The sequence below is a fragment of the Dysgonomonas sp. GY75 genome (assembly GCF_015234155.1).
GTDB classification, from domain to species: domain Bacteria; phylum Bacteroidota; class Bacteroidia; order Bacteroidales; family Dysgonomonadaceae; genus Dysgonomonas; species Dysgonomonas gadei.
This window is the reverse complement of sequence record NZ_JADCLQ010000049.1, coordinates 56,927-71,505: the sequence shown is the minus strand read 5'-3', so window position 1 is coordinate 71,505 and position 14,579 is coordinate 56,927. Positions and strand designations below refer to the sequence as shown.

7 protein-coding genes and 1 pseudogene are annotated in these 14,579 nt (G+C 42.2%); 6 read left to right on the top strand and 2 right to left on the bottom strand.

The window, feature by feature from the left end; translation table 11 throughout:
* Positions 1–53: 53 nt before the first annotated feature.
* From IR083_RS18580 to IR083_RS18555, 6 genes are all read left to right on the top strand, one after another.
* Entirely contained in the window at positions 54–1,490 is a 1,437-nt protein-coding gene (locus tag IR083_RS18580; protein ID WP_242052481.1) for an IPT/TIG domain-containing protein, read from the top strand.
* A 28-nt stretch (positions 1,491–1,518) separates the two neighbouring features.
* Entirely contained in the window at positions 1,519–4,653 is a 3,135-nt protein-coding gene (locus tag IR083_RS18575) for a SusC/RagA family TonB-linked outer membrane protein (RefSeq protein ID WP_194225421.1), read from the top strand.
* An 11-nt stretch (positions 4,654–4,664) separates the two neighbouring features.
* Positions 4,665–6,728, top strand: coding sequence for a RagB/SusD family nutrient uptake outer membrane protein (locus IR083_RS18570; RefSeq protein ID WP_006801549.1), 2,064 nt, complete (start codon positions 4,665–4,667; stop codon positions 6,726–6,728).
* 19 nt (positions 6,729–6,747) lie between these two features.
* On the top strand, positions 6,748–7,734 hold the full coding sequence (locus IR083_RS18565; protein WP_006801550.1) for a DUF4973 domain-containing protein: 987 nt from the start codon (positions 6,748–6,750) through the stop codon (positions 7,732–7,734).
* Between the two features lie 851 nt (positions 7,735–8,585).
* A complete protein-coding gene (locus IR083_RS18560) occupies positions 8,586–10,112 on the top strand; it encodes an alpha-galactosidase D (protein ID WP_410492893.1) in 1,527 nt (508 codons plus the stop codon).
* Between the two features lie 175 nt (positions 10,113–10,287).
* Complete coding sequence (locus IR083_RS18555) at positions 10,288–12,186, top strand: glycoside hydrolase family 35 protein (protein ID WP_194225419.1); 1,899 nt, start codon at positions 10,288–10,290, stop codon at positions 12,184–12,186.
* Positions 12,187–12,378: 192 nt separating this feature from the next.
* Here IR083_RS18555 and IR083_RS18550 read toward each other — a convergent pair.
* A pseudogene (locus IR083_RS18550) lies at positions 12,379–13,595 on the bottom strand (IS256 family transposase).
* A gap of 50 nt (positions 13,596–13,645) precedes the next feature.
* On the bottom strand, positions 13,646–14,575 hold the full coding sequence (locus IR083_RS18545) for a lanthionine synthetase LanC family protein (RefSeq protein WP_006801554.1): 930 nt from the start codon (positions 14,573–14,575) through the stop codon (positions 13,646–13,648).
* Between the last annotated feature and the right edge of the window lie 4 nt (positions 14,576–14,579).

The following is a 14,579-nucleotide window of genomic DNA, read 5'->3' as shown; positions in this document are numbered from 1 at the left end:
CAGCTCTCTTAAGTATCAGTCAATAAAATATTTAAAACTCAATGAAAAACATTATGGAAAAGTTTAAATCTTGGTGGCGTATCTGGTGGATAATGCCGCTCCTGCTATTTCTTTGCCTCACAAGCTGCAAAGATAACAATGAGAACAGCAACAGCGCGCCTCCTTTTGATTCTTCCCAACCGGTGGTGGTAACCGATTTTCTTCCTAAAGAAGGAGGTATAGGACAACGATTGGTCATTTATGGAAAAAATTTTGGTAATGATCTTAGCCTTATCCGCGTATATATTGGTGGTAAAGAGGCCAAAGTGATAGGTGTGGAAGGTGAAAGCCTTTACTGTCTGGTTCCCGGAAAAGCGATAAAAGGAAACATCGAAGTATGGGTGGGGAAAGGAGACAACCCTGTCGTAGCCGAAGCCGGTGAATTATTCCGATATGAACGGAAGATGGTCGTTTCCACAGTGGCCGGGTATAAAACCGACAGGGACGACCAGGGATGGAAAGACGGGAAGTTTAAAGACCCGGACCCAAACAAAATGGCGGCAGGATTCAGAAACTCAGGGTGGTTGAAATTCGACCCGGTGAATCCTAAAAACCTGTGGATGGTATGTGATGGAAACGACGGGCTCTATCTGATAAATTTTCAGGACAGCACCATCACCAAAAGACAGGGAGGATTCGACCGTCCCCGCGCAATTGATTTTACCATCGATGGGCAGTACATGCTTGTCGCGGAAGACAGGGGAGGTGAAGACGACCGGAATGTCATCAGGGTCGACCGCGCCCAAAACTTCGTAAATAAAGATATCATTACCAGATACAGGCAATGCAATACAGTAGCGGTTCACCCTGTAAACGGCGAAATGTACTTCAATAGTTACGAAAAGGGGCAATTCTTCCGCTACGACCTGAACAAGTATTTCAGTACAGGATTGGGGCCTAAAGACTATGTCTCACTATTTTTTGTCCACGACCCGGAATGGGAATACCGTATCATTATACACCCTACGGGAAACTACGCATATGTAGTGATAGTCAATAAACATTATATCTTACGCGTCGATTACAACTGGGAAAAGCAACAGTTCAATCAACCCTATGTCGTATGTGGTACAATAAGGCAAGCCGGATATGAAGACGGCGTCGGTACCGGTACGCACCTCGATCAACCTTATCAGGGAGTGTTTGTGAAAAACACCGAATATGAGGCAGCCGGGAAAAGCGATATATACGATTTTTACTTTACAGACAAGTTTAATCATGCCATCCGTAAACTGACGCCCGAGGGGGCTGTCACCACGTTCGCGGGAAGGGGTAGTTCCAGTATTAATCCTAACCCTTATGGTTATATCGACGGGGATTTGCGCGAAGAAGCCCGTTTCGACCGTCCAACGGGAATCGCTTATAATGAATCGGAAGGCGCTTTCTACATAGCGGATGACGAAAACCGCCGCCTCCGCAAAATTGCCTTGGAAGAAACGGATGAAGAATAATTTAATTTATGAAGAAACACATATGATTATGAAAAAAATTTTAATAATATGTATGTCATTAATAGCTATTTCCTTTAATGCTTTCGCACAGGAAACCATTGAAGTGACAGGGCGGGTGACAGATGCCGGTAATGAGCCGTTAATTGGCGTGAGTGTCGCCGTAGCCGATGCTCCGGGATTGGGTACCATCACCGATGTGGACGGAAAATATAAAATAAAACTGGAAAGATACAAGAAACTGGTTTTTACTTACATCGGTTTTGAAAAACAGGAAGTGCTGATAAACGAACAGCGCGTGGTTGATATCACGATGAAAGAATCCGAATCCAGCGTACTGAAAGAGATTGTAGTAACAGGAACCGGTGTGCAAACAAAGCAAACCCTGACCGGAGCAGTTTCCACGGTTAATGTAGAGGACTTAAAATCAAATCCGACATCGAGTATATCCAACGCGCTGGCCGGTAATGTACCGGGTATTATGGCTATGGCGGTATCGGGCCAGCCGGGGAAAAACATATCGGAATTCTGGATACGGGGAATCTCCACATTTGGAGGCGGAAGCAGTGCGCTTGTGCTTGTAGACGGATTCGAGCGCGACCTGAACGATATTAACATAGAAGATATAGAATCTTTTTCTGTACTGAAAGACGCCTCCGTTACAGCCATTTATGGCTCCAAAGGAGCCAATGGTGTTATATTGATTACCACCAAACGTGGTAAATCGGGCAAGATAAACATCGACGTAAAAGTGGAAACTACATATAACACGCGTACCATTACGCCTGATTTTGTAGATGGCTCCACCTATGCCAACCTGTTGAACGAGTCCCGTATCACCCGCAACTTTTCCCCTATCTATCAACCCGAGGAACTGGAGATCCTGCGTTTAGGACTCGACCCCGACCTGTACCCGAATGTAGACTGGAAAGATTTACTGCTCAAAGACGGGGCTATGGCGTACCGGGCTAATATGAACATGAGTGGGGGCGGTACTACGGCCCGCTATTTTGTATCCGTCAGTTATTCGGACGAAGGAGGCATGTATAAAACCGATAAAGCGCTCAGAGAGGATTATGATACCAATGCGAATTACAAGCGCTGGAATTACCGTCTCAATACAGATATAGACATCACTAAGTCCACTGTACTGAAAGTCGGTGTATCGGGAATATTGTCGAAACGGAACAGCCCGGGAGTAGGTGATGAAAATAATAATGTATGGGCGGCACTTTTCGGGTATTCTCCCATACGCACGCCGGTTATGTACTCAAACGGCTATGTACCCGCTGTTGGCACAGGAGGGCTGACCAATCCCTGGGTGATGGCTACGCAAACAGGCTTCAATGAAAACTGGGAAAACAATATACAAACAAATGTCTCCCTTGAGCAAGACTTCAATTTCATAACCAAGGGGCTTCGCTTTACCGGTCACTTTGGTTTCGATACAAACAATACGAATAATATATATCGCCGTAAATGGCCTGAACAATGGAAAGCCGAACGCGCCCGCAACGCTCAGGGCGAATTGGTCTTCACCCATATTTCCGATCCCAGTGAAATGACCCAGGGTGGCTATTCGACCGGTAACCGGCGTGAGTTCCTCGATTTAATGCTTAACTGGGATCGCGGATTTAACGGGCACAATCTCGGTGCAACTCTTAAATATACGACTGACGCTTTTATTCAAACCGTCGATTTAGGAACCGATATCAAAAACGGAGTATCAAGACGTAACCAAGGATTGGCAGGACGCGCGACGTATAACTGGAACTTGCGCTATTTCGCGGATTTCAATTTCGGATATACCGGCTCGGAGAATTTTGCCGTAGGTCAGCAATACGGATTCTTCCCTGCGTTCTCGGTGGGCTGGAATATAGCTGAAGAAAAATTCATTAAAGACAACCTGGAATGGATGAACATGTTCAAAGTGCGTTATTCCTGGGGTAGAGTAGGTAACGACAATTTAGGAAAAGACAGTGCCGGGAGAGATATCCGCTTCCCGTATTTATCCTCTATGGCAGAAATAGGGCAGATGAACGCTCAAAACGTATGGGAACCGGGAGGAGGGTATCAATTGTCCGATTTCGGCGCCTACCATTATATCGGAGGCTTGCAGTATACTCAGGTTGCTTCGCCGTATGTCACCTGGGAAATTGCTACCAAAAACAACCTGGGCTTCGATTTATCGCTTTTCGGAGATAAATTCCAGGCCAATGTGGACTTCTTCGATGAAAAACGTGAGGGAATTTATATGACGCGTAACTTCTTACCATCTATGGTTGGTTTGGAAAGTACACCGAGTGCTAATGTCGGGGCTGTAAAATCAAGAGGATTTGACGGGCGTATCGAATACAAGCAGAAACTGGGTGATGTGAATCTGACCGTCAGAGGCAATATGACATACAGCAAAAATGAAGTGCTTGAAAGAGACGAAGAAAACAATGTATATGCATATCAGAATCAGGAAGGCTACCGGGTAGACCAGGCTAAAGGGCTGATTTCCTTAGGCCTCTTTAAAGACTACGATGATATACGCAACAGTCCTACACAAACTTTTGGTACTGTTCAGCCGGGTGATATCAAGTATAAAGACGTCAATGGCGACGGTATTATAGATGACGGAGACCAGGTGGCTATCGGCGCTACCCAAAGGCCTAATCTTATTTATGGTGCGGGTATATCCGCCAGTTGGAAGGGATTTGATATAAACGTACACTTTCAGGGAGCTGGAAAATCGACATTCTTTACATACGGAAAAACCGTATGGGCTTTCAGTGAAGGAGAATGGGGTACAGTATTAAAAGATGTAATGGGACCTAACCGCTGGATATCAGCCGATATTTCGGGCGACCCTTCGACAGAAAACCCAAATGCCTCGTATCCCCGCTTAAGTTTTGGCGGAAACGCGAATAACTACAGGAACTCGACTTTCTGGTTACGAAACGGAGCGTATCTCCGCCTGAAAACGGTAGATATAGGGTATACGCTGCCTAAAAACTTAACAAATAAGATTCATTGTAACAACATTCGTGTATTCTTAGTCGGTACTAATCTCTTGACTTGGTCTAAATTCAAGCTGTGGGATCCTGAACTTGCGACTCCCCGGGGAGAAGACTATCCATTGGCTAAATCCATTACATTGGGCTTAAGTGTTAACTTATAAAATAAAGCAATATGATAAAGAAAATATATATTCTATTATTGGTGCTGGGAATAGGATTTTTTCCCTCCTGTTCGGATTATCTGGATTCCGACCAGTACTTTAAAGATCGTCTGACTACGGAAAAAGTGTTTAAGAGCAAAGTTTATTCCGAACAGTGGTTAGCGCATGTATTCTCAGAGTTTACTGATATAAATGCGGATGTGGCAAGTAAGGGACATACACCGCACTGTTTCGCAGACGATATGTATTATGGCGACCGCGACTCCGACCTCGACCCTTCCAAAAACGAACTGTCATACAATATGTTCAAAATGGGAGAGTATAGTGAAGGAGACAAGCAGGATTCATGGGTTAGATCGTATAGAGGAATACGGAATGCTTCTACATTTATCCATAATATATATATGAACGAAGAAATGAGCCGGGACGAAATAGAAGATTACAGAGGCCAGGCTCGTTTCGCCAGAGCATACCTGTACTGGCTGCTACTGCGTAAATATGGGCCTATTCCGATTGTCCCTGACGAAGGTGTCGACTATACGGAAAGTTATGATAATATAGCGACTCCTCGCAGTACATACGAAGAGTGTGCCGAATACATCGCTACCGAGATGGAACAAGCCGCGAAAGAAATGGAAAAACTGGGAATGAGACGAGGTCAGGACGTCATAACGCGTCCTACTTGTGGAGCGGCTTTGGCTACCCGTGCCAAGGCACTGATATATGCAGCCAGCCCGTTAGCGAACGGCAATACGGCAGGATGGGCTCAATTATTAAAAGACGATGCAGGCAGGCTTTTACTGTCTCCGGACTACAATGAGGAAAAATGGGCTAAAGCGGCAGCCGCGGCCAGAGATGTCATCGAACTGGGGGTATATGATTTATACTGGACCCCTCTCCGGGCTACAGGCGACAATGTAGAACCCGCAACCATTATTCCGCCGGATGATGGTAATTTTTCCGGAAAAACCTGGCCGGGAGGCTGGGCCAATATAGATCCGTACCGTTCGTACAGGGAAGTATTCAACGGAACATTGAGTGCATCGAGTAATCCTGAACTTATATTTACACGCGGGCAGAATCAGGGAGGTGAAAGTATTGTGAGTATGGTAGCACATCAGTTGCCCCGTTCCGCCACAGGCTGGAATACCCATGGGCTTACTCAGAAATTGGTAGACGCTTATTATATGAATGACGGGACAGATGCTCCTGGCAAAGATAAAGAAATCGGACGGGGAGACGGTAGCAACCGCGTATCCGGATATGTGACAAAGGAAGATTACGATGCCGGTAAATATAAACCGTTGAGAGAAGGCGTATCGTTACAATACGCTGATCGCGAGCCTCGTTTTTACGCGTCGGTATCTTATAGCGGCGCTTTCTGGACTTTACTGAATGAATCGCAGGAGCGCAACCGTAACCAACAGGTATTCTACTACCGTGATAATGCTCAGGGAAATGGGTTCAATTCAACCAATGCATATTGGTTGCGCACAGGATTCGGCGTAATGAAATTTGTCCATCCAAGCGATACGTATGAAGGGGGAAGCTCATCCAGGATTGTAAATAAAGCGGAACCCGCCATTCGCTATGCAGATATCCTGCTTATCTACGCGGAAGCGTTAAACGAACTGACAGGCTCGTACACTATCCCATCGTGGAAAGGCGAAGCATACACCATCAGCCGGGACGTTACACAGATGAAACGGGGAATCCATCCTGTACGTATTCGTGCCGGCGTACCGGACTATCCGGAGACAGCATATGCGGAATCGGGAAGAGACGATATGCGTAAAAGAATAAAACGAGAACGTTTTATAGAGCTTATGGGTGAGGGACAGCGCTACTTCGATCTGCGCCGGTGGATGGATGCTCCGGTAGAGGAAGCCTTGCCTATATATGGTTGTAATGTATTAATGACTGAAAATGACAGGGATTTGTTCCATCAACCAGTAGCCGTATGGATACTTAAAACCACTTTTGCCAATAAAATGTGGTTCTGGCCTATCAGCCACACTGAGCTGAAACGCAACAACCGCCTTACGCAGAACCCCGGATGGACATACAATGATTAATAAAAAAATAAATGAATATATGAAAAAGATATATGGTTTGTCATCCTTGCTCGCTGTACTGATAATATTACTCAGTTCGTGCAACGATGAATGGAAAGATGAGCAATTTGAACACTATGTTTCTTTCAAGGCTCCCATAGGGGATGGAGGAGTAACCTCTATCTATGTTCGCTATAAAGACACTGACAAAGTGGTTTATCAGTTGCCTCTGATAGTCAGTGGCTCCACAAGCAACAATAATGATATGACTGTTCATGTAGCAACGGATCCGGATACTCTGAGAATCCTGAATTACGAACGTTTTCAGAGCCGCACCGATTTCTACTATAAAGAATTGACCAACCAGTATTTTTCAATGCCCGAAAGTGTGGGTATAAAGGCAGGGGAAAACACGTCCTTGCTAAATATTGATTTTAAGCTGACCGGCATTGATCTGGTGGATAAATGGGTACTTCCATTGACTATTTTAGACGATCCTTCTTATAATTATATCGCAAATCCACGTAAAAATTACAAAAAAGCCTTACTTCGTATAATCCCTTTCAATGATTATTCCGGAGTATACAGTGGTACGGCCCTGAAAGTTAATATGGCCGGATATGAAAATGAGACACCTATCGTTAAGTCTGAAATCCAATCATATGTTGTTGATGAGCATACACTGTTCTTCTATGCCGGAAATATAGATGAGGAACGTATAGATCGCGGAAAATATAAAGTTTATGCGACCTTTAATGAGTCAGGAGGCGTAACATTTTCTTCTGATAATCCGGATATGCAGTTGATTGTGAATAAAGATGCCAGTTATGTGGTGAGCGAAGTAATGGATGCTGTGCGTCCATATCTCTTACATCGTTATGTGACGATTAACAATATCGACTATCAGTTTACAGACTACACAATGATTCCAAATGTCGATATAGTATATAAGGTGACAGGCTCGCTGATTCTTGAACGTAAGATTAATACTCAGATACCTGATGAAGATCAGGCTATAGAATGGTAGGCTGGTAATATTTAAGTTTGTGACGGAAGAGGATGCTGCTACAAATAAGCAGCATCCTTTATTCTTATCCGGGCCATCGCACGAAATATGTTTTTTTGCAGGAAGTTTATCTATGTATGTAGCTGTTAGCCTTTAGCTGATAGCTTGTAGCTCTTTGAAAAAATGAATCAGCAGATTTGTAAATCAGCAGATTAGCAAATTAGCAAATGAATGAAATAGTGTAACCTTTGTTACCTTTTATTTTTAACCACAGAGTAAACGGAGTAGCACGGAGTTTTTAGAAGAAAAAGTGACAATAAAAATTGTGTAAAAAGTCGTCAGGTTTGTCAGGTTTTGTACATAAGCTAACGGCTAATAGCTATCAGCTAAAAGCTGAAACATATGTTACCTTTGTTACTTTTTCAACCATACACTGTTAACGAATATAAAAATGACAAGTAAGAAATAGAAGAAAAGTTGTCAGATGTGTCAGGTTTTAACAATATACAGTTAATAAATATAAATTAAACTACTTATTATAGCGACTAATTTTCGTGCATTTATCCTGGCTTTTTATTATATTTAATATCTTTACAAAAAATAATTATGAATAGATATTATATGCAGAAAAACTTGAATCCTTTGATTACAAGTAGATTACAAGTAAAATGCATAAAATGTTTATTTTTAGAATATCATAAAGGACATCTATTTGTAAATAGTTGATCATCATAAAAATAAATTCTAATATGAAAACACGAATAGTATTGGTATTCCTTTCTGTATTTATGGCCGGGAAGAGCTTGTCAATAAATATATCCGGCAATATTGGCACTGAGAAACCGGAAAAAGGAATATTTTCTCCACCACTGATGGGCTGGAGTTCATGGAATGCCTTCCGCGTAAATATAAGTGAAGACATAATTAAACGGCAGGCTGATTATCTGGTTTCAAAAGGATTGAAAGATGCCGGTTATAAATTTGTGAATATCGACGACGGATTTTTTGGGGCGCGCGATAAGTCGGGAAAGATGCATGCTAACCCGGAGCGCTTTCCCAATGGTATGAAACCCGTAGTCAATCATATCCACCATCTTGGACTGAAAGCCGGGATCTATACAGACGCAGGAAATAATACATGCGGCTCGATGGCAGCGGAAGATCAGGATAAATCCGGTGTAGGCGCCGGAATTTACGGACATGAATTACAAGATGCCGAACTTTATTTTAATGAATGGGGATTCGATTTTATCAAAATAGATTACTGCGGCGGCTCGTATTTAGGATTGAGCGAAAAAGACAGATATACATCTATCCGTAACAATATCGACAAAGTAAAGGAAGGTATTGCACTGAATATCTGTCGTTGGGCATTTCCAGGCACATGGGCCAAGGGCGTGGCCGACTCATGGCGTATAAGCGGGGATATCAATGCTCATTGGAATTCGTTGAAATATGTAGTAGGTAAGAACCTCTATATGTCGGCTTATGCAGGGAACGGACATTATAACGACATGGATATGATGGTCATCGGCTTTCAGAATAACAGCATGGTAGGAGGGACAGGGCTTACCCCGACCGAAGAAGAAGCCCATTTCGGTTTATGGTGTATTATGAGTTCCCCGTTACTTATCGGATGCGATTTGGAAAAGATACCTGAATCTTCATTGAAATTATTGACGAATAAGGAACTTATTGCCTTGAATCAGGATCCGCTCGGGCTGCAAGCATATGTCGTACAACACGACAATGAAGGGTATGTGCTGGTAAAAGATATTGAGCAAAAGAGAGGGAAAGCACGTGCTGTGGCGCTTTATAATCCCGCTGATACGCCTTGCTTATTTTCCGTACCCTTTTCAGCATTGGAATTTGAAGGAAAAGTAAAGGTAAGGGACTTAGTAAAGCACACTGATCTGGGTAGCTTTTCAGGATCTTTTGAACAAGAGCTCCCTCCCCGTAGCGCTATAATCCTGCGTATGGAAGGGCAAAACCGTATAGAGCCCGTATTGTATGAAGCTGAATGGGCTTACCTACCTCTGTTCAACGATCTGGGAAAATCACCGAAGGGAATCTTGTATGCGGCAGATGAAAAAGCTTCAGGAAAAATGAAAGTCGGTTACTGTGGAGGCAGTCCGGAAAACTATGCCGAATGGAAAGAAGTATATAGCAAAGAAGGCGGGTATTATGATATGACAATTTTTTATTCATTTGGCAATAACCGCAAACTGGAACTGACAATCAACGGACAAAAGCAAATACTCGAAGAACTGGGTACAGATGATAACCACTCCAGAATAACAGTGCCCGTAGAATTAAAACCCGGATACAATATAATCCGGATGGGAAATAGCTATAACTGGGCTCCTGACATAGATTATTTTACATTGACAAAAAAATAAGTCTATTTTTCATTCTCAAAACAATATTTTATACCATAAGATTTACCGGCTTAAAAACCGGAAGGAAGATTTCCTGCAAACAGCAACTGAGGTTTATAAACAGATATTGGGTAATTAAGCTCTTTGCATATGAGAAAAGAAAATATAATCTCTGTAAATTCAAACAAATACTATCATGGAAAGGCGAAACTATTTACTATTATTGCTATTGCTATTGTTTTTACCGGCTCCTGTAACCATACAGTCCCAGAGTAAGCATACCTTTGAGATAAAAGGCGGGGATTTTGTCTACGACGGAAAGCCTGTCCGCATTATATCGGGAGAGATGCATTATCCCCGTATACCTCACCAGTACTGGCGTCACCGTATGCAAATGTTGAAAGCAATGGGTCTAAATGCAGTAGCCACATATGTATTCTGGAATGCACATGAACCCGAACCGGGTAAGTGGGACTTTACCGAAGATAAGAACCTGGCAGAATATATAAAGATTGCCGGTGAAGAAGGCCTGATGGTTATCTTGCGCCCTGGTCCTTATGTATGTGCCGAATGGGAGTTCGGGGGCTATCCGTGGTGGCTCCAGAATGTTGAAGAAATGGAACTGCGACGCGACAATGAGCAATTCCTGAAATATACCCAATTGTATATAAACAGGCTGTATCAGGAAGTGGGTAACCTGCAAATAACCAAGGGTGGACCTATTATTATGGTACAGGCCGAAAATGAATTCGGTTCCTATGTCTCCCAGCGGAAAGATATTCCTCTTGAAGAACACCGCCGTTATAACGCGAAGATTGTACAGCAACTGAAAACAGCAGGCTTTGATATCCCTTCTTTTACATCCGACGGCAGCTGGTTGTTTGAAGGCGGGGCTGTACCGGGCGCTCTTCCTACTGCAAACGGTGAAAGTAATATTGATAACCTGAAAAAAGTGGTGAACCGGTACAACGGAGGACAAGGCCCCTACATGGTTGCTGAGTTTTATCCGGGCTGGCTTGCACACTGGGTGGAACCTCATCCCCAGGTAAGTGCGACAAGTGTTGCCCGCCAGACAGAGAAATACCTTCAGAATGATGTATCTATCAACTATTATATGGTTCATGGTGGTACTAACTTCGGATTTACAAGTGGTGCCAATTATGATAAGAAGCATGATATACAACCAGACCTGACCAGTTATGATTATGATGCACCGGTCAGTGAAGCCGGATGGGTTACCCCAAAGTTCGATTCACTGCGTAATGTTATCCAAAAATATGTAGATTACACTTTACCGGAGGCTCCTTCCGCTATTGACCTGATAGAGATTCCGTCTATAAGACTTGACAAGGTAGCGACCTTGGAAGGCATGGACTTTAAGACAACAGAAAATAACACACCACTGACCTTTGAACAACTGAATCAAGGGTATGGATATGTTTTATACCGCAAACACTTTAACCAGCCGATAAGCGGGACATTAGAGATAAAGGGACTGCGTGACTATGCCACTGTATATACAAATGATGAAAAGGCCGGGGAGCTGAACCGCTATTTTAATAAATACACAATGGATATTGATGTCCCGTTTAACAGTACATTGGAAATACTGGTGGAGAATATGGGACGTATCAACTACGGCTCGGAGATTATCCATAATACAAAAGGGATTATTAGTCCTGTCAGGATAAATGATATGGAAATCGAAGGTGGCTGGCAGATGATTTCGATTCCAATGGATAAAGCCCCTGATTTCAGCAAGATGGACCAGGCGAGTGTATATGATAATAACGAATCAGCGATTAAATCACTGGCGGGTAAACCTGTGTTGTATAAAGGTACTTTCAATCTGACAGAGACCGGCGATACTTTCATCAATATGGAAGACTGGGGTAAAGGGATTATCTTTATCAATGGAAAGAATATCGGCCGTTACTGGTATGTGGGTCCACAACAGACACTTTATATCCCGGGTGTGTGGCTTAAGAAAGGAGAGAATAAGATCATTATTTTCGAGCAGCTGAATGATAAGCCGCATACGGAAGTGAGGACGACCAAAGTGCCGGTATTAGCGAAACTTAAGATAGGGCAATGAATAAAATACGGTATGTATAACTGTGTGTAAATTGTATACAGATTAAATTAAGGGCATATAAATTTAACTGTGTCAGCTAATTTTTCTTCTCAATAACTTAGGATCTTTTTATGTCCATTTCTTACAATGGGTAATGTAGATCCTGAGTTTTGTTGGTTTTACAAAACTAATAAAATATTGGAGATATTGTTATTAATCCAGTAATGTAAATCTGTCCGGATATATAATAGCCAGTTGTTGAGCTGTTTTGCTCCATTCTCAGAGTGGCATTATCCACTTCTTTTTGATATTACGGTAAGCCAAGTAAACGAGCTTTTCCAAAGCGGCATCATTGGTGAAAACACCTTTGTTTTTAGTAACCTTCCTTATTTGACGGTGATATCCCTCTACTGTGTTGGTGGTGTATATCATCCCTCTGATCCCATCAGGGTATTGGAAGTAAGCCGAGAGCCGGTCCCAGTTATTACGCCATGATTTTATAATGATGGGGTAATCCTCACCCCATTTAAGTTCCAGATTATCGAGTTCGACTTCCGCCTGTTCTTGCTGACAGCACGGTAAACCAGTTTAAGATCACGCATAAACTCTTTCTGGTTTTTACTGGCTACATATTTAATAGAGTTCCGTATTTGATGGACAATGCAGGTCTGAACGGTAGTATCAGGGAAAATACTTTTGATAGCATCGGCAAAGCCAGTCAGATTATCTGTACAGGCAATCAGGATATCTTCTACTCCCCGGCTTTGTAGATCGGATAAACAGGACAGCCAGAAGTTGGCTCCTTCACTTTTAGCGATATACGTGCCTAACAGTTCCTTATATCCCTCTTTGTTTATACCCAGAATATTGTAGATAGCGCTGGTTACCGGCCGGTTCTTATCGTCCATAACTTTGTAATGGATGGCATCCATCCAGACGATCGCATAGACATTATCCAAAGGACAGCTACGCCAGGCCTGTATCTCGGGCAGAACCCGGTCGGTGATGGCACTGATAGTTCCAGCTAATATCCGGTTACCCAAATTCTCCTCCATCCACTCACTGATCTGGCGCGTACTGTTACCCATAGCATATAAACCGATAATATGATCCGCAACGCCATCGGCTAAAATACGCTCCCGTTTTTTTATAAATTCCGGCTCAAAGGTAGATTCCCGGTCTCGTGGTGTATGTACGGTCACTTCGTCTAGGGGCGTTTGGACTTGCTTGGGGGTATGACCATTGCGACGATTGCCGGACAAACGTTCATGTTTGTCCAGATGAGCATCCATCTCTCCTTCAAGAGCAGCATTCAGGATATTTTCCAATAAGGGAGCAAAAGCTCCGCCCTTACCAAATAAAGACTTGCCTGACTAAAATTGTTCTAAGGTTTTCTTCTTAATACTTTCAAAATCAAACTCTTTTTCCATAATAAAAACTGTGTGAGTAAAAATAATAATTTATTCTTGCTTGACACAGTTTAGTTCACAGTATCATTTTTAGAGATAGTTAATAGTACACTACCAAGCCCAGCCAGCCCCTTATAAAGTATAAAATCAGTTTTCTCTAAACTTTCTTGTTTTTGTTTTACAAAGCTGAATATATCCGTAAATGACATTTCTTTGATAGTAGAAATCCCAAAATATAAATTTTCTAAGTTCCATAACTTGATTGTTGACGCTATATCAAGATTGCCGACTGTTTCATCAGAGTTCAATAAACTAACATCTTTCCAATATTTTTTTAGTTGTGGTGATAGATTTATTTGAAAACGATGAAAGATATAATGATCTACTTTATCATATAACTTATATCTATGTATTTTTTTTAAAACATGTGGGAGTAATCTCATAATCTGATCCACTTCAGCCTCACAATTCTTCTTGACACTTATTTTCTCTAAAAAATATAGAATTGAATTAAGATGATACAGGGAGGTTGTTCCTTTATATCCAGAAATTCCTTTATAACAGAAATCCAGAAGCTGGTTTATATATTTATCAAATTCCTCGTTAGATTCATTATCTGGCAATCTCTCTAACAAGTATATCCCTTGTCCCAATAGTGAAGCAGAGGGATCACAACTCAATTGATAAAAAACTCTCTTGTCTATATCAAAAAGTACATCATTAACATCTCCTTCTACATATTTATTCTTTATCAAATAGTTTACTCCCCATCCTATACCTGAAATCCCAGATTCAAAATCAGGAGAACTATGATTCACTGAATCCAGGACTTTATCTAATAAGTCATCTGCAAAATCGCAATAATATTTACGACCAGCATAGCGAGCATATTGATATAAATATAGAACAATTCCCATCCTGCCATTTAACAATCCCGGATTTTCTATATGATAGCTATAAAGCAGAAGTGTATTTGCTATTTTCAGCAGCTCTTTTTCCATAAAA

What these genes read in the sequence shown, in the direction of transcription:
- IR083_RS18560 (WP_410492893.1), top strand. Translation starts at nt 8,586, where the DNA reads ATGGGCTGGAGTTCATGGAATGCCTTCCGCGTAAATATAAGTGAAGAC.
- IR083_RS18580 (WP_242052481.1), top strand. Translation starts at nt 54, where the DNA reads ATGGAAAAGTTTAAATCTTGGTGGCGTATCTGGTGGATAATGCCGCTC.
- IR083_RS18545 (WP_006801554.1), bottom strand. Translation starts at nt 14,575, where the DNA reads ATGGAAAAAGAGCTGCTGAAAATAGCAAATACACTTCTGCTTTATAGC.
- IR083_RS18555 (WP_194225419.1), top strand. Translation starts at nt 10,288, where the DNA reads ATGGAAAGGCGAAACTATTTACTATTATTGCTATTGCTATTGTTTTTA.
- IR083_RS18565 (WP_006801550.1), top strand. Translation starts at nt 6,748, where the DNA reads ATGAAAAAGATATATGGTTTGTCATCCTTGCTCGCTGTACTGATAATA.
- IR083_RS18570 (WP_006801549.1), top strand. Translation starts at nt 4,665, where the DNA reads ATGATAAAGAAAATATATATTCTATTATTGGTGCTGGGAATAGGATTT.
- IR083_RS18575 (WP_194225421.1), top strand. Translation starts at nt 1,519, where the DNA reads ATGAAAAAAATTTTAATAATATGTATGTCATTAATAGCTATTTCCTTT.